The 22,089-nt window shown below is 46.4% G+C and carries 22 protein-coding genes and 1 pseudogene; 16 read left to right on the forward strand and 7 right to left on the reverse strand.

The window, feature by feature from the left end:
- Positions 1–9: 9 nt before the first annotated feature.
- The 8 genes and pseudogenes from wecB (at position 10) to ACFQ3J_RS22520 (ending at position 6,936) form a co-directional block, all read left to right on the forward strand.
- Positions 10–1,101: a non-hydrolyzing UDP-N-acetylglucosamine 2-epimerase gene (wecB, locus tag ACFQ3J_RS22485; RefSeq protein ID WP_091161068.1), complete on the forward strand. Its 1,092-nt coding sequence runs from the start codon at positions 10–12 to the stop codon at positions 1,099–1,101.
- A pseudogene (locus ACFQ3J_RS22490) lies at positions 1,094–2,060 on the forward strand (polysaccharide biosynthesis protein). Before wecB ends, ACFQ3J_RS22490 begins: the two are co-directional and overlap by 8 nt.
- Entirely contained in the window at positions 2,057–2,887 is an 831-nt protein-coding gene (locus ACFQ3J_RS22495) for an SDR family oxidoreductase (RefSeq protein ID WP_091161065.1), read from the forward strand. The pseudogene ACFQ3J_RS22490 and the gene ACFQ3J_RS22495 overlap by 4 nt, the downstream one beginning before the upstream one ends.
- Entirely contained in the window at positions 2,869–3,810 is a 942-nt protein-coding gene (locus ACFQ3J_RS22500) for an NAD-dependent epimerase/dehydratase family protein (RefSeq protein WP_091161063.1), read from the forward strand. The genes ACFQ3J_RS22495 and ACFQ3J_RS22500 overlap by 19 nt, the downstream gene beginning before the upstream one ends.
- On the forward strand, positions 3,811–4,518 hold the full coding sequence (locus ACFQ3J_RS22505; protein ID WP_091161061.1) for a glycosyltransferase: 708 nt from the start codon (positions 3,811–3,813) through the stop codon (positions 4,516–4,518).
- 54 nt (positions 4,519–4,572) lie between these two features.
- Positions 4,573–5,154 carry a class I SAM-dependent methyltransferase gene (locus ACFQ3J_RS22510; RefSeq protein WP_091161059.1) on the forward strand — a complete coding sequence of 194 codons (582 nt, stop codon included), beginning with the start codon at positions 4,573–4,575 and terminating at the stop codon, positions 5,152–5,154.
- A gap of 69 nt (positions 5,155–5,223) precedes the next feature.
- A complete protein-coding gene (locus tag ACFQ3J_RS22515) occupies positions 5,224–5,871 on the forward strand; it encodes a glycosyltransferase family 2 protein (RefSeq protein WP_091161057.1) in 648 nt (215 codons plus the stop codon).
- Positions 5,872–5,889: 18 nt separating this feature from the next.
- On the forward strand, positions 5,890–6,936 hold the full coding sequence (locus tag ACFQ3J_RS22520; RefSeq protein ID WP_091161055.1) for a glycosyltransferase family 4 protein: 1,047 nt from the start codon (positions 5,890–5,892) through the stop codon (positions 6,934–6,936).
- Positions 6,937–6,961: 25 nt separating this feature from the next.
- Here ACFQ3J_RS22520 and ACFQ3J_RS22525 read toward each other — a convergent pair whose 3' ends face one another.
- The 4 genes from ACFQ3J_RS22525 to ACFQ3J_RS22540 form a co-directional block, all read right to left on the reverse strand.
- The gene (locus ACFQ3J_RS22525) at positions 6,962–7,897 is read right to left on the reverse strand and encodes a D-alanyl-D-alanine carboxypeptidase family protein (RefSeq protein ID WP_091161053.1); all 936 of its coding nucleotides are present in this window, start codon (positions 7,895–7,897) and stop codon (positions 6,962–6,964) included.
- A 146-nt stretch (positions 7,898–8,043) separates the two neighbouring features.
- A complete protein-coding gene (gene vanS, locus ACFQ3J_RS22530; RefSeq protein WP_091161051.1) occupies positions 8,044–9,171 on the reverse strand; it encodes a vancomycin resistance histidine kinase VanS in 1,128 nt (375 codons plus the stop codon).
- Positions 9,161–9,859 carry a VanR-ABDEGLN family response regulator transcription factor gene (gene vanR / locus ACFQ3J_RS22535; protein WP_091161049.1) on the reverse strand — a complete coding sequence of 233 codons (699 nt, stop codon included), beginning with the start codon at positions 9,857–9,859 and terminating at the stop codon, positions 9,161–9,163. Before vanR ends, vanS begins: the two co-directional genes overlap by 11 nt.
- A gap of 205 nt (positions 9,860–10,064) precedes the next feature.
- Positions 10,065–11,135, reverse strand: a complete 1,071-nt coding sequence (locus ACFQ3J_RS22540; RefSeq protein ID WP_091161048.1) for a glycosyltransferase family 4 protein — start codon at positions 11,133–11,135, stop codon at positions 10,065–10,067.
- Positions 11,136–11,415: 280 nt separating this feature from the next.
- Here ACFQ3J_RS22540 and ACFQ3J_RS22545 point away from each other — a divergent pair, with 280 nt between their 5' ends.
- The 5 genes from ACFQ3J_RS22545 to ACFQ3J_RS22565 all read left to right on the forward strand — a co-directional run bounded on the left by ACFQ3J_RS22545 (position 11,416) and on the right by ACFQ3J_RS22565 (position 16,582).
- On the forward strand, positions 11,416–12,450 hold the full coding sequence (locus ACFQ3J_RS22545; protein ID WP_244533627.1) for an ABC transporter ATP-binding protein: 1,035 nt from the start codon (positions 11,416–11,418) through the stop codon (positions 12,448–12,450).
- Positions 12,447–13,157, forward strand: a complete 711-nt coding sequence (locus tag ACFQ3J_RS22550; protein ID WP_091161044.1) for an ABC transporter permease — start codon at positions 12,447–12,449, stop codon at positions 13,155–13,157. Before ACFQ3J_RS22545 ends, ACFQ3J_RS22550 begins: the two co-directional genes overlap by 4 nt.
- A 5-nt stretch (positions 13,158–13,162) precedes the next feature.
- Positions 13,163–14,548, forward strand: a complete 1,386-nt coding sequence (locus tag ACFQ3J_RS22555) for a GldG family protein (protein ID WP_091161042.1) — start codon at positions 13,163–13,165, stop codon at positions 14,546–14,548.
- Positions 14,548–15,492, forward strand: coding sequence for a DUF4340 domain-containing protein (locus ACFQ3J_RS22560; protein ID WP_170862578.1), 945 nt, complete (start codon positions 14,548–14,550; stop codon positions 15,490–15,492). Before ACFQ3J_RS22555 ends, ACFQ3J_RS22560 begins: the two co-directional genes overlap by 1 nt.
- 277 nt (positions 15,493–15,769) lie before the next feature.
- Positions 15,770–16,582 (forward strand): YhcN/YlaJ family sporulation lipoprotein, encoded by an 813-nt coding sequence (locus tag ACFQ3J_RS22565; protein ID WP_170862577.1) that lies wholly within the window; start codon positions 15,770–15,772, stop codon positions 16,580–16,582.
- A 108-nt stretch (positions 16,583–16,690) separates the two neighbouring features.
- Here the strand turns inward: ACFQ3J_RS22565 and nagA are convergent, their stop codons facing one another.
- The 3 genes from nagA to ACFQ3J_RS22580 are packed head-to-tail and all read right to left on the reverse strand — an operon-like array spanning position 16,691 to position 19,459.
- Positions 16,691–17,869 (reverse strand): N-acetylglucosamine-6-phosphate deacetylase, encoded by a 1,179-nt coding sequence (nagA, locus tag ACFQ3J_RS22570; RefSeq protein ID WP_091161037.1) that lies wholly within the window; start codon positions 17,867–17,869, stop codon positions 16,691–16,693.
- The gene (nagB, locus tag ACFQ3J_RS22575) at positions 17,870–18,595 is read right to left on the reverse strand and encodes a glucosamine-6-phosphate deaminase (protein ID WP_091161036.1); all 726 of its coding nucleotides are present in this window, start codon (positions 18,593–18,595) and stop codon (positions 17,870–17,872) included. It abuts the gene before it with no gap.
- A gap of 6 nt (positions 18,596–18,601) precedes the next feature.
- Entirely contained in the window at positions 18,602–19,459 is an 858-nt protein-coding gene (locus ACFQ3J_RS22580) for a MurR/RpiR family transcriptional regulator (protein ID WP_091161034.1), read from the reverse strand.
- A gap of 270 nt (positions 19,460–19,729) precedes the next feature.
- On the opposite strand from ACFQ3J_RS22580, the gene ACFQ3J_RS22585 reads away from it, so the two are divergent.
- From ACFQ3J_RS22585 to ACFQ3J_RS22595, 3 genes are all read left to right on the forward strand, one after another.
- Positions 19,730–19,951, forward strand: a complete 222-nt coding sequence (locus ACFQ3J_RS22585) for a helix-turn-helix domain-containing protein (RefSeq protein ID WP_047913631.1) — start codon at positions 19,730–19,732, stop codon at positions 19,949–19,951.
- Positions 19,952–20,893: 942 nt separating this feature from the next.
- Positions 20,894–21,121, forward strand: coding sequence for a hypothetical protein (locus tag ACFQ3J_RS22590; protein ID WP_379294061.1), 228 nt, complete (start codon positions 20,894–20,896; stop codon positions 21,119–21,121).
- Positions 21,122–21,444: 323 nt separating this feature from the next.
- On the forward strand, positions 21,445–22,050 hold the full coding sequence (locus tag ACFQ3J_RS22595; RefSeq protein ID WP_091161032.1) for a hypothetical protein: 606 nt from the start codon (positions 21,445–21,447) through the stop codon (positions 22,048–22,050).
- Positions 22,051–22,089 lie beyond the last annotated feature (39 nt).

Below are 22,089 nucleotides of genomic sequence, written 5' to 3' on the forward strand. Positions count from 1 at the left end.
GGGAAGTACATGAAGATACTGACAGTGCTCGGAACAAGACCGGAAATTATTCGTCTAAGTCTAATCATTCCCAAGCTGGATCGTTATGCCAGCAGACATATACTTGTGCACACCGGACAGAATTTCACGGAAAGTCTAAGCGGTCAATTCTTCAAAGAACTGGGCTTACGTACTCCTGATTATGTACTGCAGGATAAGGCAGCCTCTCTAGGACGCCAGCTCTCTGCAATGTTCGAGCAGCTGGAGTCCATTCTTGTGAAAGAGAAGCCGGACAAAATTCTGCTTCTGGGTGATACAAACAGTGCATTATCCGCCATTCTTGCCGAGCGTATGGGAATTCCGGTGGTGCATATGGAAGCCGGAAATCGCTGCTTCGATCTGGACGTACCCGAAGAGAAGAATCGGCGGGTCATTGATGCCATATCGACCATTAATATGCCATATACAGAGCAGAGCAAGAATCATCTTATACGCGAAGGTATTCCAAGTCAGCGAATCGTACTGACCGGCAACCCCATCTACGAAGTGATGAAGCTGTATGAAGCACAAACGATGGCCAGCGAAATTATGACTAAGCTGGGACTCAAGTCAGGACAATACTTTCTTGTCACGGCTCATCGGGCGGAAAATGTAGACGTACCATATAACCTTGAGCAAATTATGGAGGGACTAAACAAGGTTGCGGCAGTACACGGCCAGCGGATTATTTGCAGTATTCATCCCCGAACCAGAGCCAGAATTAAAGAGCATCTTAAGCTGGATATGCATCCACTTGTTGAATTTTATGAGCCCTTTGGATTCTTTGACTTTTTGATGCTTGAAATGAACGCCAGATGCGCATTGACGGACAGCGGCACAGTGCAGGAGGAATGCTGCATCATGGGAATTCCGACCGTTACGATGCGGAAGACAACCGAAAGACCGGAAACGGTAGATTGTGGAAGCAATGTTGTATCTGGAATAGACGCGGATCGGATTGCAGAATCCGTGACACTGATGGTGGAGCTGAAGTCCGACTGGGAATGCCCGAAGGGTTACCTGGTTCAGGATGTATCGGATAAAGTCGTCAAATTTCTACTTGGAGGGAAACTGCATGTTTGAAAATCAACGAATCCTTGTGACAGGCGGCACAGGATCATGGGGACACGAACTGATACGCCAGCTCTTAACCATGAATCCGAGAGAGGTCATTGTGTACTCACGGGGAGAATCAAGCCAGGTGGCCATGAGCCGTGAATTCGAAGATGAGCGTCTCAAATTTTGTATCGGCGATATTCGGGATAAGGATGCGCTGATCGCGGCTTGCCGCGGAATCGACTATGTATACCATTTGGCTGCACTGAAGCATGTGCCTGTGTGTGAGGATCAACCTTATGAAGCATTAAAAACAAACGTTATTGGCACGCAGCATGTTATTGAAGCGGCTGTTGAGAATCAAGTTAAAAAAGTGATATACATCTCCACAGATAAAGCGGCTAATCCATCCAATTTCTACGGCATGACGAAGGCAATCGGTGAAAAATTAATCGTTTATGCCAATTTGCTTCATAGCAGCACAGCCTTTGTTACCGTTCGGGGCGGCAATGTGCTCGGTACGAACGGAAGTGTTGTGCATCTGTTCAAGGATCAAATACGCAATAAAGGGATGGTGTCCATCACTGACATGCGTATGACACGCTTCTTCCTTACCCTAAGGGATGCCATTTCGCTCCTGTTCAAGGCTTCTATTGAAAGTGTTGGCGGAGAAATCTTTGTCATGACCATGCCGACCTGCAAAATTGTAGATCTGGCGGAGGTGCTCATTGAAGATGCGGGGGTTCGAGATGTGCAGATTGTCGAACGGGGAACTCGTCCGGGTGAGAATAGAATTCGAGAGCAGAAATACGGTTGTCTATGATGATCAATATCTCGTCATTTTACCGACATTAAAGCTGCCTGTTCTCAAAGAGAGATATAAGGACTCCGAGCCGGTTACCTTCTCCAGCTTCAGCTCCGAGTTTAATCTTATGACGAAAGAGGAAATCCGTGAAATCCTGCAGCGCGGGGGGTTTCTAGCATGAAATTACTCATCGTAGGCGGACATGGAATGGCAGGCCATATGCTGGTTGAGTATTTCAAGAAGCAAGGTCAGCATGCTGTCTTCTATACGTCACGTGACAAGAAGGACCCAAATAGTCTGATCCTTGATGTGAATGATATTCACAGCGTGGATTTGCTGGTCAAGGCTGTTCGCCCGGATATTATTATTAATGCGGTAGGTATTCTTAACCATCATGCGGATCGAGATATTATTCAGGCTTACCATGTGAATGGATTTTTGCCGCATCGGCTTGCAGCCCTTGCGGATCAAATTCATGCACGGTTGATCCACATCAGCACGGATTGTGTATTCAAGGGAGATGGCACAGGGCAGTATACAGAGGATGCAGTTACTGACGGCGATTCAGTCTATGCGATTACCAAAGCACTCGGAGAAGTTCGTTCTCCGAGTCATCTTACCATCCGCACCTCTATTATTGGTCCTGAAATACGAAAACACGGCATCGGGCTCATGCATTGGTTCTTGAATCAGAAAGGGGTCGTGCAAGGCTATACCCATGTAAGATGGAATGGAGTGACTACACTCGAGCTGGCTAAGGCAGTGGATTACTATATGCAATCTGACACTTCCGGTCTGATCCATCTCGCGCACAAAGAGCCGGTTTCGAAGTATGAGCTGCTTCTGCTGTTTAAGGAAATATGGCAGGCATCGGATACGGTCATTGTGCCGAGCGGAAAAATGGTTCAGGATCGGACTTTGGCGGTGACACGGCAAGACGCGCAGTGGTCGATGCCATCGTATTCCGACATGCTGAAGGAGCTGGCGGAATGGACGAAAATACATTAAAGGATAAAGTTGTGCTGGTAACAGGCGCATCAGGATTTACGGGCAGGCATGCGGTAGACCTGTTAACACGTCTCGGTGCTAAAGTGACGGCAGTCCTTCGCACAGCTTCAAGTATTGTCCTTCCTGATCACACGAATATCTATAGGTGTGATCTTGAAGATCGGCGCTCTGTTCATCAGCTGATACAGAGCACGAAACCTGACTTTGTGCTTCACTTGGCAGGACAGAATTCTGTACCATCCTCATGGTCAGACCCACTGACAACAATCCAGACCAATGTGATGTCCCCGCTATATTTGCTGGATGCTCTCCGGGAGATCCCTCACTGCCGAATCGTTATCATCGGTTCCCGTCTGAAATATACACCGGAGGCTGGCAGTCCACCTGCACCTCCTCATCCGTATAGTCTCAGTAAATATGTCGAAGAGATCGTTACATTGGCATGGACTCATTTATATCGACAGCAAATTATATATGCGGAGCCCGGAAATTTAATAGGTCCTGGCCCTTCCACAGGCATCTGTGCATTACTCGCACGGCATGTTGCTTCTGCGGAAGGCGGGAACAATCCTGATCCATTCCGGCTAGCTTCTCCGGAGGATCGACGTGATTTTCTCGATGTAAGAGATGCAGTATCAGCTTATGTCTTATTGCTGCAAAAAGGATTGCCGGGTGTCGTTTATCCCGTGGTGTCTGGCAAGGAGCGAACACTCGGTGAAGTGGCTGAGCTCATGCTGTCCCTTGCCACCAGAGAGGTACCTGTCGTATGGGGCTCACCAACGTCTGGGCCTGGAGGAACGACAAGCGAGTCTCACCCTTATCACTCTTCACCATCCGGTTTGGGATGGGCGCCTCAAATACCGTTTGAGAGGTCTATTCAGGATATCCTTAATGATGCCCGCCATAGAGAGAGGAGGAGCTAAATGAAGGATCAGCCATTGGTTACCATTGTAATCCCTTTCTTTAATTGTCCATATATTCCTCATGCCATTCAGAGCGCGCTTGAACAGACCTATCCTTCTACTGAAGTGATCGTCGTCGATGACGGCTCAACGGTACACGCCGATTTAATTCATCCTTATATGCCATATATTTATTATCTTGGCAAACAAAACGGAGGAACAGCGACAGCGCTGAATCATGGTATCCGGTATGCATCTGGCGAATATATCGTCTGGTTAAGCTCGGATGACATCATCTATCCAGAAAAGGTTGCTAGGCAAGTTCGCATCATGCAGAAGACGGGCGCTTCTATATCTCATACCAATTTTAATTTTATTGACGAGCAAGGGAGTGTGATTCAATATCGGGCCGGCACGTCATCCATGACCCGAGAGGAAATGCTTCGGATCTTTCTGGTGGGCAATCCGGTAAATGGTTGTACGGTAATGTTTCACAAATCTATTTTTCAGTCCGTCGGCTTGTTTGATGAGTCGTTACGGTATACCCACGATTATGACTTGTGGAACCGCGTATTGCTTGCAGGATACTCCATGCCCTATATTACAGAGCCGCTTACTGCATATCGCAGACATCAGGGAATGGGCACCTTGCGTCATGGTGATGCGATATCACAAGAAATAAGCATAATTAAAGCCAAGTACCAGGATCGTATAAGAGCGCAGAGCTAACCCACGGCAACTGCCTTCTTTCGGTCCTGCCAGAAAGGAGTGATCTCCTACAATATGTATCAGGAATTAGAGCATGCTGACTTTGTCCCCTTATTATGTGAACTGCTGAGGTTTTCAGATAGTGTGCTTGATATTGGAAGCGGTCCAGGGCATTTGCTTGAATATTATGAAAGCAGACTTATAGTTGCGCTTGAAATCCACCGGCCTTATCTTGAGCATCGAGCAAACCTGTCACCGCATATTATCCCGATCAACTCGGATGCAAGGAATATAGGCAGGTTGTTCGTTAACAATTCGTTCTCCACCATTACGATGATTGATTCTCTTGAACACTTTACTAAAAAGGATGGAATCAAACTGCTCCAGCTAGCGGAACAGATTGCAAAGCACCGCATTATCATCTTTACGCCAAGAGGATATTTTCCACAGTCAGGTGTGGATCATTATAAATTGAAGGGTGAAAGGTATCAGAAGCATCACAGCGGCTGGGATGAGCAAGAGCTGCTCTCGCTTGGGTATCATGTAATTGTCCTTAGGGGATTTCATGGTCAGGGTAATCCTTCGTTTGAGACTTCTTTCGACACTGAGCATAAAGCAATGGATGCGATTCTTGCCTGGAAAACACTCGACTCCTAGAGCTTAGGATGGGATTTGGCGCTTCCTTGTGATCCATGTGACTTGATTCAAACAGCGAGGTGATTCGTTATGAAGGCAAAACATCCTAAAGTATCTATTGTAATTCCCGTTTATAACTGCAGTTATGTTCATGAAGCGATTGAGAGTGCCTTGAACCAGACCTATCCTAATCATGAGGTGATTGTGGTCGATGATGGCTCTACAGAGCATAAGGAGCTCGTTACTCCATACATGGACCGGATTCGTTATATACCCAAGGTCAATGGAGGGACAGCAACCGCTCTGAACACGGGTATCGTTCACGCGACAGGAGATTATTTTGCCTGGTTGAGCAGTGATGATACCTTTGTACCTCAGAAGGTCGAACAACAGCTCGACTTCATGCGGAGGCGAAACCTGTCCTTCAGCCATTCAGCTTATAGCTATATTAACCATCTCAGTGAAGAGATCGGTGAAGTATATCCCGAACTTGGCACGAGAGCAGAAATGATTGAGACCCTCCTGATCGGCTGTCCAATCAATGGGTGCACGGTCATGCTGGATATGAAAGTGTTTGAGAGAATCCTTCCCCATTATGACCTCGATATCATTAACAAGCCTCTAGTCCGCTACCGTGTACACGACGATATGGGGACCTTCAAGCACCATCAGGCCATTCAGAATGAGAAGCAGATCATCCAAGCTCTGCACAGGACGACATTACGGTCCTTAATATGATCTATAGGAGGTGAAGCTGTGCGTTTTATTTTTCCTGTGTACACGTTATGCCGCGGGGGAGCTCAGCGTATGCTCACGGAGCTGGCTAATCGGCTGGCAACCATCGGCCATGAGGTCATTATAGTGATGCCAAGACAAGGCGTTGTTGAATATGAGCTGAAGGCTAAGCTGATTCAAACGGGAGTAGGTACGTTGCTGGCCCATCATATTCCAGCCGGTGATGTGATCCTATCCAATTTCTATACAACGGCATATCCTGCTCAGCAAGCAAGTGAGGAGGGGAAAGGCCTGCATATCCGCTTATCTCTATGTTATGAGCCGACCTTTCTCCAAGATAATCAGTATTCCTTTCCTTCTTACAACCTGACACCGAATCTGCTGGTCTTGTCTCGTTGGCAGCAGGATATCATATATTTAAACCATGGGGTCAAGGGTCGTATTATCCCTGTGGGTGTTAGCAGCTTTTTTCATAATATGAACATCCGCGAGCATTTGAATATGCCACTTAATATTACTTCCATTTACCGGAAGGAAGAGGGAGATTTCTCTTGGCATCGGGAACAGAAATATTTGCTTAGCCAGCTGGATATCGTGAAGGCCGTCTATCCAGATGTGGTCATTAACCTGGTTACACCGCCTGGCGAGTATGCAGATTCGAAGGATATACAGCAGCTGCAAGCATCCGGTAAATACCGGCTTTACACGCCGGTGAATGACGAAGAGCTTCGATACCACTACAACCAGACAGACATTTATGTAAGCTCTGGTTCATATGACAGTGGATCTTTGCCTGGACTTGAAGCCATGCGATGTGGTGCAGCGCTTGTCACTTCGTATTCAGGCGGCAATACCGAATATGCGGTTCATGAACGAAATTGCTTGATGTCCTACCGTTACGAGAACCGGCTTGCGCAGGATATCATTCGGCTCATTGAGGATCCGGCACTTCGTCACCGACTTGCGGTGCGAGGCGAACAGGATTCTTATGCTTTTACCTGGGAACGGAGTTACAGCGAGTTTGAGCGTGTTGTGAATGATATCGTCAGCCGTTCGCTGCTGAAATAACGATTGTATGGCAGAGGATATAAATTCATATCAGATTATAAATCTGAATTGCATCCAGAAGATGAAAGGGTTCGGAATTGGCATTGCCGTCGGCTCCCGCTGTAATTAGGATATACTCCTCTCCATCAATGTCAGCATAAGTCGCCAGACATAAGCCTGCCCGCTCGGTATATCCTGTTTTTCCACCCTTAATTTCTCCATTTGCCAACTCCATACTGTCTGACTGATCTGCAAGGGTACTGTATATCGTTATACCTTCGGGATGAAGCGAGCTTGCGCTTGTGCTGTAACGGGTGGTCGTAAATATCTCCTTGAATTGTTCATTGTGAAGAGCATATTTCAACAGAATGGTCAGGTCATCGATCGTAGAATAGTGTTCCTCATCATGCAGCCCTGTCGGATTTGTAAAATGCGTGTTTCGCATTCCGAGCTCGGCTGCTTTTTTGTTCATTTGAACGACAAACTGTTCCTCCGTGGAAGACACAAACTGCGCAAGAGCTACAGAAGCTTCGGCTCCCGATGGCAGCAAGGTGCCATAGAGCAAATCAATGGCCTTTACGTCTTCATGGGGCAGAAAACCGGCCATAGACGCACCTTCAGACACAAGAGGAGGAAACAGCTCGGCATCAAGTCGAACGGTCTGTTCTAGATTGGACAGGCTTTCTATGGCCAGGATGGCCGTCATAATCTTCGTAAGTGAAGCGGGGTATATTTTCTCTTCGGAATTAACGGCAAACAAGGCTTCGTCGTCGGCAAGACGTACCAGCTTGGCGTTCGAGCTGTACAGCTCATATGGCACGATCGGATCCGAAGTCTTTCTTGTATGCTGGAACCATCGATCCGAGGCACGATCTAATTGTTGTAACACATCTTCAAGATCCGCGAGGAGCAGGATGGTAATAAGCAGCAGGATCATTCCTTTGATCGAGAATCGTTTTTTCTTTTTCTTGGTGTTCGACATGCTTAAAAAAACAACTCCTTTACATGGCAGTGCTTCTCGAGTGCTCCTGAGTCTTAATGAATGTAGACTCAGGAGCACTCCTTCCATTCAATCATGTAAGCGGAAGTTGTTTTTTAATTTTTTCTGGTCAAGTTCTTAAGAGTTTCTTAAGATTGTCCCGGAAGCTGTACAATAAATTTGGTATGTGAGCTGTCACTGCTCGCAGTAATGGTTCCGCCATGCGCATTCACAATCTCCTTGGCGATCGCAAGTCCAAGTCCGGCTCCGCCGGTGGCAGAGGACCTGGCAGTATCCAGCCTGTAGAATTTCTCAAATATCGTGCTCAGCTTATGCGGAGGAATGGTCTCACCCACATTGGCGAATGTAATGATCATCGTATTATGCTGCTTCACCGCTGTTATATCCACATTCGTACCTGAATAACTGTAATGGATCGCATTCTTCATAATGTTGTTGAACACTCGCGCAAGCTTGTCCGGGTCACCATACAGAGTCAGATGCTCATCAATCTGGACGGATACGGTAAGCTCATGCTCTGTGAGCATCGGATGGAACTCATCAGCGATTTGCATGAGCATCATAGAGAGGTTAATATTCGTCTGCTCGAGTATAATCTTCTGCAGGTTAAAGCGTGTAATATCAAAGAATTCATTGATGAGCTGTTCCAGGCGGTATGCCTTTTCGAGTGTAATATTCATGTACTTGGCCTTCTGCTCAATCGGCATATCCTTAGCTTCATCCAGCAGACTGAGATATCCAATAATGGACGTAAGCGGTGTTTTAATATCATGTGCCAAATAGACAACCAGGTCATTCTTTCGCTGCTCCGCCTCTTGTGCATCCTTCATTCTTTTCTTAAGCGTGTCTTTTACCAGATTCATCTTTCGCTCAACCACTTCAAGCTCTGAAGATAGGGTTATGGGCTCGTCCGATTCCTCGACCAGCTTATCCATGCTCCGATTGATTTCGTTAAAATAATGGGTTGCTCTGCTCAGTGTCCAATAGAAGATCAGGAACAGCAGCAGGATAAAAAAGATCCCAAGTATCAAATCCTTATTCCGCTGAAAAATAAGGTAGTACAGCTGGGCTGCCGTTTTGTATTCAATGTTTAGAACGACCTCTGCAAATCGGATGAACGAGTCGGCAAAAGGAGCCTCCAGCACACCGTCAATCAGGATGTTCTTGGCTGCCAGCCCAATAATGGCCGTTATGACCGCAGTAAGAAGAATTTGAGCGATTATTTTGTTTTTGAGCTTTCGAAAGTCATCCTTCAACCTTATAACCTACTCCCCAGACCGTTTTAATATATTTGGGCTTGTCCATGTGATCATTCATTTTTTCACGAAGATGCCTGATATGAACCATTACGGTGTTGTTGTTTGTGTAATATTTTTCTCCCCACACTTCCTGGAAGATCTGTTCGGAGCTCAGCACCTGACCTCGGTTAGAGCATAACATCCAAAGGATAGAGAATTCAGTCGGCGTAAGTGAGATAAGCTTCTCGTTCAAGTAACATTCATGGGTGTTCTTATTCAGCAAAAGCCCGGAGAAGGCAATAATTTTATCATCTTCCGTATGCGGGCTCTCCAAATTGTACTTCGTAAATCGCCGAAGCTGGGCTTTGACCCGGGCAACGAGCTCGAGTGGTCGAAACGGCTTGGTTACATAATCATCAGCACCGAGTGTAAGCCCGGTTATTTTGTCGATTTCTTCTTCTTTAGCCGTAAGCATAATGATCGGAAAGTGGTGCTTCTCTCTAATTTGTTGGCAAATATCAAAGCCGCTCATATCTGGAAGCATAACATCGAGGATGGCCAGATTCAGCTTATTGTGCTGGATGCAGTCCAGAGCTTCCTTCCCACTGTAAAATTTATAAACCTCGTAGTTTTCCGCTTTCAAATATAATTCAACTAAATCAGCAATTTCTTTTTCATCGTCTACAACTAGAATCCTTGTGCTCATGGGGACCACCTTTACTTCTTGTCTGTCTTATCCAAGCATCTACATAACTTTATCTTCGATGCGGTTCAATAGATCAATCGGCTTGAACAATGTCTAAATCTTACACTATTCCTTGATCAGAAAGCGAGTCATACTCATAAAACGAACCAAAGCCCTGCAGTAATGAAGAAACAGGGCGTCGCTGCTTCGGCGCAGGTAGAGCAGATTAAAAAATGGAGAGTGCATTCATCATTTGTCTGAACGAGACGGCATATGCGCTGCCGGAAAAATGGTTAACGAGATGCTCCCTGCCTGCACGCCGAATATGTTCACGAAGAGCGTGGTTATCCATGAGCTCGATTGCTTCTGCAGCAGCCTGCTCAACATTGCCGAGTGCATAGAACTTACCCGTCTGATTGTGAGTAATGAAGGCTCTCACGCCATCCGAATCGGAGCTAAGTACAGGTACACCGCAGCTGATGGCTTCTGCAACGGCATAGCCGAATCCTTCCATAATGGAAGTAGACAGCATGATTCCGCCCGATCTGGCGGCCATAGAGTAGTAATGCGGCATCATACTATTAGGAATGTTGCTGAAAATACCAATCTTATCCTCAAGCTCAAGAGCCTTCAGTGTATCGTAAAATTGCTGCTCGTCGGTAGGCACTGCAAGCGTAGGATCATGAAATACCCATATCTTAGCATTAGGCTTGTGCTGAATAATACGGTGGCTGATATGAAGAAACTCCCGCCAGTTCTTATTGTGCTCAAGTCTTCCGATCCACATAATGGCCGGATAAGGTGGTATATCGGTATCGATTGGCGTAAATGTTGTTGTATCCAGCATGTTCGGAATGATAAAACGATGAATGAATGGACAAATCTCCGCAAATAACTGCTGAAGATGGGCTGTAGGGGGGATGAGTACAGCGTTGGCATGCGCTTGAAGATAAGGGATGGCTGTACATATCGTTTCAATCGCAGCTTCTCTTGTACCGAGACCTTGTGCTTCATAAATGATGCGTCCCCTGTAATCCAGAACAAGCCGGAGCCGTTCGATCATGTTGATGTCGGATGTGACGATAATCGCATCATACTGCTGCTGGTTTAACAGAGACTTGATTTCGTTATCATGATTGGTAATAAATACGGTACCGGTATTATTCTGCATACCTGTCCCTGGTTTAAGGTACAGCGTATGGGCTTCAATGCCATGCTGATTCAAAACAGAGCACCGCAAGCGGTTAAGTGTTTCAACGCCCCCGCTTGGAATAAAGAAAGTAAAGAGGACTTTCAAGGCAGATCCCTCCTGCAGTTTCTAATACGCCGGGTAGATAGAACTAAGGGGAAAATGGGCGGTGGTAGGTTATCGTATTTGTCCGTATCCATTTAGTTCGTCTATCTAAAGTACGTGGTAGAACGGAATAGAGTGTGGGCTTAGAGCTACGCATTCACAATTTGGACATATTTTTTTAAGGATTCTTTTAAATTCATTTAAGCCATGTTTATAGTTGGTTGGCTATGCTTAGTATGGATCATATTTAGGTCTGAATTGATATAGAAAGGAAGTAGCCAATGTGCTGAGGTTAGATCAGGTAAGCAAGACGTTCGACAGCCATAGGGGAGTACATCATATGGACTTTTCGATGGAGCGTGGAGAGATCGTCGGTTTTCTAGGTCCAAACGGAGCTGGTAAAACGACAACCATGCGCATGATCACCGGGTATTTGCGGCCGACTGAAGGCAAAGTGCTCCTCGATGGTGAATCCGTGCATGAGCAGGGTAAAAAAGTCCGGTCCCGAATTGGATATTTACCCGAAACGCCTCCCTTGTATCCAGATATGTCGATTCTTTCGTACTTGAGATTTGTTGCTAAACTGAGAGATGTGCCAGCCAGAGAACAAAAGCGCAGAGTTGACGAAATGTTGTCAAGACTTGGACTCACTGGGCGAGAGCGTCAGATCATTAGGACCTTGTCCAAAGGTTACAAGCAGAGAGTAGGGCTGGCTGGTGCAATTATACATAAGCCGGACTTGCTTGTGCTTGATGAACCGACATCAGGACTTGACCCTAATCAAATCATGGAAATCCGCAATCTCATAAGAGAGCTCGGCGATAATCATACCGTACTGCTTAGCACGCATATATTGCCTGAGGTGAGTACCCTTTGCAGCAGAGTGCTGATCATTAATGAAGGACAGCTGGTGATGGATGGGGCTCCTGCATCGATCGGCAGTACAATGAATCAATCATTCCACGTTTCTCTAACTGTAAAGGGAGAATCGGAGACCGTCGTCCCGCTGATTCGAGCCTGGGGAGAGGGATTGGAGGAGAAGGTTCAGCTGAGCACACATAAGGAAGAGGACGGTATCGTCCGCTTAGAACTGAATGCATCTGCTCATTATGATTATAGAGAAGATTTGTTCTATTTACTGGCGAGATCAGAGCTCCCTATACTCGAAATGAAGAAGCAGGACCAATCTCTTGAAGAGATATTCCAGAAGCTGACGACAGATGAAGCCGGAGAAGTGGATTCCGATAAAAAAATTTCACTCCCTATCTCTGCCCCTGAACAAGAACAGGCAGAGCAGAAGGGAAGTGAGAACAGATGAAACGAATGCTTGCTATATTTTACAAAGAGCTGCAAGCTTATTTTCTCGCTCCAACCACCTATTTTGCCTTTGCGGTATATGTCTTGTTGTCGAGTTTTTTGTTTTTCATGAGCTTTGTCTACTATCAGCCAAGTATCGTAGATTATCGCCTTGTTCTGGGAGATACGATATCACTGCTGCTCTATGTTATCCCGCTGCTGACCATGCGGCTGATCGCGGAAGAATTTCGACAAGGCACAGATGAACTCTTAATGACTTCGCCTTCAAGCGTGTTGGAGATTGTGTTCGGTAAGTTTCTGGCGAGTTTGGTCATCCTCATGGCTCTTATTCTGTGCAGCCTTACTTATCCGCTGTTCATGTCCTTCTATGGGGATATCAATGAGACGACGGTGTGGGTATCCGCACTTGGGCTCTTCCTGCTCGGTGCAGCGATGATGGCAATCGGCATGTTTGCCTCCTCTTTATCCCAGCACCAAATGGTTTCTGCCGTGGCAGGCTTTATCCTTCTGTTTGTATTATGGATGCTGGATTCTTTCGGCGGAAATGCTGCAATTACAGCATGGCTTGAACCCTTCTCCTTGTCGAGCCGGTTCATGAATTTCACAAAGGGTGTCATTAGAGGATCGGATGTCATCTTCTATCTTACTTTGACAGCCTTATTCCTCACGCTCAGCATTCAAGGCGTCGAGCGGAAAAGGTGGAGGTAAGAGAGATGAAAAAATGGTTGAATCATACGAACAGTGCCATTATATCCATTGCAGTGATCGGTATTTTTATATTGCTCACGTTATTCATGAACTCATTAGGCGGCTTCCAGCTTGACCTGACAGCGAACAAGCAGAATACATTGTCTGAGCAAACCTTGGAGGCGATTAAAAGTGTGGAAGAAGACGTTAGAGTGCTGGTCTTCACCGTAAATTCCTCCAGTGACGAGCTGCTGAACAGGGAAGTGCAGGATATTGTTGATGAATACAGTAAACGAAACAATAAATTAAAAGTAGAACATTATAATCTGGAGAACGAACCCATCTTGGCCCAGCAGTATGGTCTAACGGCAAGCTCTATTGTGCTTGTCCAAGGGGACAAGCAGCAGGTTATTCCTATGATTGATCTCTTTACTTCTGGTGAGACAGAAGGCTCTTATCTATTCTCCGGAGAAGAGAAGCTGACGCAGGCATTGAATTCGCTCTCTTCTGATGAAGTACACCGAGTGGCCCTTCTTACAGGGCATGGCGAGCTGGACTTGTCTCTCGCAACAAGCTTTCAATCATCCCTGAATCAGAGCAATGTCGAGACCGAAGAAATATCTCTTGCAGCTGGAGAGTCCGTGCCGGAAGGAACGGATGTACTGGCTATTCTGGGACCACAAAACGATCTGACGGATACAGAGATGAAGCAGATACAGTCGTATATGGACAATGGTGGGAAATTGCTGCTTACGATGGCTTTTCATGAAAATATGGATACCGCCTGGCCTAATGTTGACGCGCTCGCTGAGCAATATGGAGTCCATAACGAACACGTGGTAATGGTGGACCCGGAACAGTCGCTGACCATGGGACCGCTGTGGTCCATGCCGGTATTTCAGTCTCACACGATTACAGATAAGCTGATTGAGAATAACTTAACCCCGGTATTTTCACTCACTCTTGGGCTCAGCGCCACCGAGCAGGAGAAATGGACGGTCGCTCCGATTGTGAAGTCTTCAGATAGCAGCTATGGGGAAACGAATGTGGAAGGGCTGCTCGTAAACGAAACGGACAATGATGCAGATGCCGATCTGCAGGGACCTGTAGATGTGGGATATGCCATAAGCACAGCGGAAGGGAAGCCAAAGGCAGTTATACTGGGTGCAACCACTTTTATTCAGGATTCGGAATTTTCGACGGGCGGGAACCGTGATTTTATTCTAAACACGGTAAATTACTTGGCTGAGAAGGAGAACGGCGTTACGATCAGACCCAAAGAGCAGGCGGGCTATGAATTGGCTTATTTGACACCGTCTCAAGGCTCTGGAATTTTTGTTATCTCCGTCATTTTATTCCCGCTGCTGTTTGTTATTGCAGGTATTCTATTATGGTGGAGGCGGAGAAGATAATGAAGAAATTCATTCCTACTCTGTTGCTGCTGGTGATTCTGGCAGGCGGCTGGATCTACGCTCACTCCCAGAACTACTTCAAGGAAGAACCGGAAACGGCTCGCAAGCTCATGGATACCAGCACCATTGATCCTGGTGAAATCGAGAAATTCAGTGTTATTACCGGAGGGGAAGAAGTCCAGTTGACCAAAGAGCAGGATGGCTGGGTCATGACGAAACCCGAGGCTTATCCCGTGAACAGCTATGCAGTAGGCAACTGGCTAGAAGCACTCCGTACAGCTGAAATTACGAAGGTAATCGTGGATAACCCAACGGATGTCGAGAAATACGGCCTTGATCTTGCTGGAGACGGCATCGTCATGACAGCTCAGAATGGCACTGAATTAACCTTGGCCGTTGGTCATATGTTGCCTACAGGAGAAGATAATTATGTGCAGATTGACGGAAGTCAGGTGGCAGCTGTGAGCGAAGCTCAGGTTTCAAGCCTGATGCTCAGTCCGCTTCAATTCATGGATACAACGCCATTCGAATGGGACAATGACCAGCTAGAATCGCTGGAATGGGAAGGTGAAGATTCGACTTGGGTGCTGAGACGTACACCAGAGGAAGAGAACAGCTGGACCATGAATGGTAAGGATGTTGAGCTCGCTGAAGCGGATTCCTTAATGAATCTGACAAAGAATATTGCTACAGATCAAGTACTCAAGCCGCTTGATGCCGATCAGGCTCAGATTGCTTTTACATTGACCGCAGCATTGGAAGACGGTACGAACAGAGTATATCAAGGCTGGATGAATTCATCAGAGCCCGGAGTGATCTTCGTCAAGACAGCAGATGATTCACTCAGCTATGTTCTTGCGGCAGATTCCATTCAAGAAATTAAGGACAAAGCAGAAGAGCTGCTAATCAGCGATGCGGAAGTGAATGATGCAGATACTGAGTGAAGCAGATACTAAATAAAACTTAAATATAACAAGGAAAATCGCCATTTGGAATGAACGATAGAATTGAATGAGATCCTTCGTTCAGATCTTAGTTGAATCTATCTCTGATGGCGGTTTTTCTTTTTTTACAATATCAGTCGATTCGGATGAAGCAAGATACGTAGTTGAAGGCATACAGATTCATCAGTTGGTTCCAAATCCTTTCAGCATATAGGTTAGCAGATTGGTGCACCTTAATGGAGTACCCTAACCTACACTTGAAATGGAGGATGAACGAATGCCAGGAATGAACAAAACGAAAGCGATCACTTTATCTTTATCTACCGCCTTACTTGTCATGTCTGGATTAACAGGCTGTGGAACAAACACGGATCATAATTTGAACACTAATCAAGTGCGTAACAACAAAGCCAGTAATAACAAGCAGTTCGGTTTAAATGCGAACAGTGTTCATCGTACCAATAATCTCAGAAACAGCGATGATCTGTCTAAGGTTGTATCTGATATGGATGGAGTGGGAAATGCTTATGTTCTCCTTACTGATAATAATGCTTATGTTGCGGTATCGCTCAAAGACGGAGTTCAGCCGCAAAGCACCCGCCATCACAATCAACGTAATATGAAGAGCAAGAACCTCAGCAGCATGGGTGTAAAGACTGGGACACGAGCTCCTTATACAACAAGCGGGATCGCTCCTGGGCTCACCAATGACTACTCCCAGAGCAACATGCTTGGAGACAACGCGAACGGTCCTCGAGGAGCAGGTGGGATATTTAATCCTAACAATGTTCGAATGAATGAGACAAAAGGTCCGACTACGTATACAAAAATGAATGATCATGACGTGGCCGAAGAAGATGTATCCGATCTAATGAAGAAAGAGATCACAGGGAAGATCAAAGAATTGGCTCCAAATGTGAAAAATGTCTACATCTCGGCGAATCCAGACTTTGTAGGTCGCGCTCAAGGTTATGTCAATGATGTTGCCGAAGGTAGACCAATCAGCGGATTTATTGATGAATTTCAAACCATGATGGATCGTTTGTTCCCGACGAATGGAACAATGATGGACAACAATAAAAATCGTTAATCCAGAATAGAAGAGCTTATGGGGAATGAATATAAAAAGGCGTTGTTCTTAGAGAGATAATCTAAGGGGACAACGCCTTGTCTTACTTTAATTTAGTTTGTACCGTGGTTAGTTGCTATCCGTACTTAGTGCACGTCCTTTAATCCAAACCTGTTTAAGTTCGAGGGAGGCATCCAACAGCAGTAGGTCCGCTTGCTTCCCTTGCTCAATGGTTCCTGTGGCATCCAAGATGCCCAGAAGCTCGGCCGGATTATGACTAGCTGCCTGCGAAGCTTCTATTATACTGAGCCCGGCCTCCTGCATGAGGAAGCGGAAGCCGCGAATCATCGTGAGTGTGCTGCCTGCAAGAGTAACACCATCCTGTAAACGAGCCACACCTTCCTTGACGATAACCGGCAGGTCACCGAGCGTGTAATTCCCGTCCTCAAGCCCAGTCGCTGATATGGCATCCGTAATGAGTACCAGCTTCTGCAGCTTGCTTTTTAACTGAGCAAGAAGAGACACCGCAGCAGGATGGACATGAATTCCGTCTGCAATCACTTCAGCGCTGATTCGTTCATCACTGAGCACAGCCCCGGCTACACCTGGTTTACGGTGATGAAGAGGCGTCATCGCGTTAAAGGTATGAACAGCATGATGGAGTCCCGCTTCAACAGCGGCTTCTACTTCTTCATAAGTTGCATCTGTATGACCTAATGCGGCGATGATTCCTTTTTCTCTGAGCCATGCGATCACCTCATGCGCACCTTGTTGCTCAGGTGCAAGAGTTACTTGCTGAATGAGTTCAGGATATTGCTGTTCCCAAGAGATCAGCCAGTTTACATCCGGCAGCGAGATATGATCTGGATTTTGTGCTCCAGGCCATTTGGGACTAATAAAGGGTCCTTCCAAATGAACCCCTGCAAGCTGTGCGTAAGGCATCTCTTTGGAACGGTATTTGTTCACTTCGCTGAGTACCTTGTCAATCCAATCTTTAGGTGCGGTCATAGTCGTAGCGAGCATCGTCGTCGTTCCTTGAGAAGCATGGTAAGACGTTATCGTATCGAGTACGCTCTGATCTGAGTTCATGAAGTCCTCACCACCGCCGCCATGGACGTGGATATCAATGAAGCCGGGAAGAATATATCCATCCTCGCTTGTGAACGTTTCAATGTCCCCTTCGTTCCATCGATGGGGTAAGCCCGCATTCGTCCCTGCGTATACGATGGTTTCATTCTCAATGACAACAACGCCATCCTCAATCAGGCTGTCTTTGGTTACTACATTTCCGTATATTTTAGTAAGCAACTACATCAGCCTCCCTGCACCACGGTCTAACAGTACAATAACGTTTGGATGGCACTGAAGCAAGGAAGCAGGGCACTCAGTTGTAATGGGACCGGTCAGGGCTGTACGAATAATTTCTGCCTTGTCTTCACCACGGGCAACGAGAAGAATTTGTTTCGCTTTTAGAATAGAGCCGACGCCCATCGTCATGGCCTGCTTAGGCACATCGGATGGAGAATCAAAGAATCGTGCGTTCGCCTTGCGGGTTTCCTCTTTGAGATCAACGACATGAGTTCCGCTCGTTAGGCTTGACCCAGGCTCATTGAAGCCGATATGCCCGTTATGTCCTATGCCTAGCAGCTGGATGTCGACAGGGCCGTGATCATTGACAAGCTGCTCATAATGAGTACATTCCACTGCTAGATCAGATGCATTCCCATTCGGTACATGGTTGTGGTTCATATTCATATCAATGTGATTAAACAATTGCTCATTCATAAAGCTCCGGTAGCTCTGTGGATGATCTTCAGGAAGTCCTACATACTCATCAAGATTGAAGGAGGAGGCTTGGGCAAAGCTGACGAGCCCTTTGCTATACATTTGAATAAGTTCCTTATATATGCCGACAGGGGAACTTCCTGTTGCGAGACCCAATACGGCCTTACGCTTGGATTGCAGAAGAGCGGCAATGATTCCGGCCCCGGTTGCATTCAAGTCCTGTTCATGTTCAAAAGTCCAAATATTCATATTATCTCACCCTTCATTTCTTAGTTTGGTACGCTGCACTTGCTCATAGGACACATTCAATCTAGGGACAAACCGATCAAAGTCGTGACTAACCATGCCGGTAAATATAATATCGATCACATGAAGGAGTGCGATACGAGAGGCCATGTCTCCTCTTCGCATGCCCTGTTCCAGGGAAGATGTGAATAAGGGAATATCCGCAATGGATGCCAGTGTACTGTGTCCATAAGAGGTTAGAGAGATGGTACGGGCTCCGTTTTCTTTCGCACAGAGGAGTGCATCAATCGTATCCTGTGTTTCACCCGAATAGGACACGGCAACAGCAACGTCCTCTTCTTCTAATGAAGAAGCTGAAGTGACCTGCATATGCCCGTCCGAAAAAGCAGTACAGGAAACGCCGATACGGATCAGCTTCTGATAAAAGTCCTGCGTCACAATGGAGGAGGTAGCTACCCCGTACAGATCGATGCGTCTAGCGCTGCACAAGAGCTTAATCGCATCCTCCAGGCGTTCATGATCAAGTAAACGGGTGGTATCTGTAATGGAAGCGAGATGGTTCGCTTCAATAGCTTCTATAATGGTAGTAAGTGAATTTCCTGCGACAATATCCTGATAAGCTGTGACTCCCGTAGGCTGGGAAATTTCTGCTGCCAGCTTCATCTTAAAGTCAGGAAAACCTCTGAAATGACGAGATTTGCAAAAACGGGTTACCGTTGCAGGACTCGTACCGCTGTTCTCAGCTAGTTCCTTAATCGATAACCCGGTCACCTCAGCGGGAGATGCCAAAATAACTTCTGCAATCCGGCGTTCCTGGGAAGGAAGCTGATCGAGCTCTCTGGAGAGAGCATTAAGTATTGTCGTCATAACTCATCCGCCTTGTTAGAAAATTAATTTCACAAATATATTGATTTTAATGAAAATTATTTTTGTATAATTTCATCTTAATCAAAATGCCTTGCAAAATCAACCGTCAGCGACACATTTCCTTAACCCTACTAGCATGTACGTGAAGGCGGATCTTTAGCCCAATTTTTTCCGCGCATTGAACCAATATAGGTGATTTTACATAAGATGATTTGACTGTATCCCTTAACCTTGTTACACCATACAAACCCGGGCAAGGAGGGGTAAACATTGAAGGGTGACCACAAGAGCAAATTTTTGTTGACCCACCGTGAACGCGAAGTATTCGAGCTTCTGGTGCAGGACAAAACGACACGAGACATTGCAGGACTTCTCTTTATCAGCGAGAAAACCGTCCGAAATCACATTTCTAATGTCATGCAAAAACTCAATGTTAAGGGTCGTTCACAAGCGGTAGTGGAATTGATCAAATTAGGAGAATTAAAAATCTGACGAAGACACGGGGTTCATTCGTTTTCGTCATGGCCCTCTTCGCTCATCTAATTGGATGAGAGAGGAGGGCTTCCGTTTGTGTGAGGAGAAGAGAAATGGGCTGACTGGAGGTATACATAGGTGGAGGGGAATGAAGCTACTGGGTGGAATATGCTGCTTTGGAGGAAGGGGAAAGGGCTGTTTTGTTGCGATTGTTGCGTACTGTGGTGGAAGGGGAAACGCTGTTTTTGTGCTGTTCACTCCGGTTGTTTTTGCTTGGACGCAGGTATGTCGAGGGAGCAATGGTCCAAGCAAAAGCCAAAAGTCGTTCCCATCTCAAAAACAGCTTATTCCCTGGAGCGGCAGCGTCAGAAATCCTCATCTCCTCTGGGTGTGGAGGAGGGGGACGTGGTTGCTCTCATGGGTGAGCAACTAGTCTGAGTAAAAGAGCGGGCTGCTGCGAGTGATGCATACTTTTGGCGGAGGGGAAACGCTGTTTTGTGCTGTTCACTCCGGTTGTTTTTGCTTGGACGTAGCAGATTCGGAGGAGTAATGGTCCAAGCAAAAGCCAAAAGTCGTTCCCATCTCAAAACCAGCTTATTCCCGGGAGCGGCAGCGTCAGAAATCCTCATCTCCTCTGGGTGTGGAGGAGGGGGACGTGGTTACTCTCATGGATGAGCAACTAGTCTGAGTAAAAGAGCGGGCTGCTGCGAGTGATGCATACTTTTGGCGGAGGGGAAACGCTGTTTTGTGCTGTTCACTCCGGTTGTTTTTGCTTGGACGTAGCAGATTCGGAGGAGTAATGGTCCAAGCAAAAGCCAAAAGTCGTTCCCATCTCAAAAACAGCTTATTCCCGGGAGTGGCAGCGTCAGAAATCCTCATCTCCTCTGGGTGTGGAGGAGGGGGACGTGGTTGCTCTCATGGTTGAGCAACTAGTCTGAGTAAAAGAGCGGGCTGCTGCGAGTGATGCATACTTTTGGCGGAGGGGAAACGCTGTTTTGTGCTGTTCACTCCGGTTGTTTTTGCTTGGACGTAGCAGATTCGGAGGAGTGGTGGTCCAAGCAAAAGCCAAAAGTCGTTCCCATCTCAAAAACAGCTTATTCCCTGGGGCGGCAGCGTCAGAAATCCTCATCTCCTCTGGGTGTGGAGGAGGGGGACGTGGTTGCTCTCATGGGTGAGCAACTAGTCTGAGTAAAAGAGCGGGCTGCTGCGAGTGATGCATACTTTTGGCGGAGGGGGAAACGCTGTTTTTGTGCTGTTCACTCCGGTTGTTTTTGCTTGGACGTAGCAGATTCGGAGGAGTAATGGTCCAAGCAAAATTCGGCAATATCCTGATGTAAGTGAATCAGACACACGATCTTAAGGCTACGGAGTAACGAATAAGGCAGAAGATTTTAGATTTAGATGTTTGACGTTGAAAGGGACTATGATGCAGACTCCCCTTATAAGGATCTATTGTTTTTATCACAGCGTCTAATCTACCAAGATGAAGAATAGACCGTGAGGTGATAAGAATGAGAAACAAAGTAATAATAATGTACCTTCTGAGTTTTTTTCTCCTGCTTGATATTGTTCGTATCGTAGTACCTTCAACAGCTCATGCTTGTTCTTGTGCTGAACCTATCAGCATGGAAGAACAGATGATTCGGAAAACGGCTATTTTTACAGGAAAGCTAATCAGCCTTAGTCAACCGAACCGAGGAATAATTTCGTCTTCCGCAGATCCGGTCGCAGCACAATTTGAAGTCATTAATGTGTGGAAAGGGGATCTTGGTGCAGAAACCACGGTATACACTGCAATAAGTTCAGAAAGCTGCGGGTATGAAGGATTCGAAGTTGATGAGGAATTTATCGTTTTTGCTTCTGGACCGTATGATCAGCTCAAGACCGGTCTGTGCGAAGGGACAAAACAGCTAGGTTCTGCACAGGAAGAACTGGCCGCACTTGAGGCAGGCTATAAGCCAGTGGCAGTTACAAGTCATGAAAAAAATGCGCCGGAGATCTCCATCGTATATAAGGACACAAGATCAAGCCAAGTTTGGATTGTGCCGTCGGTGATTGCTGTTGCCATGTTAGCTGTCACTCTGCTGGTTGTATTATATAAGCGGTGGAAAAACTGATTACAGCCATGTAAGACCAGCGACATCAGCACACAAAAA

Origin of the sequence: Paenibacillus provencensis, from assembly GCF_042678545.1 — a bacterium.
Lineage (GTDB): Bacteria > Bacillota > Bacilli > Paenibacillales > Paenibacillaceae > Paenibacillus > Paenibacillus provencensis.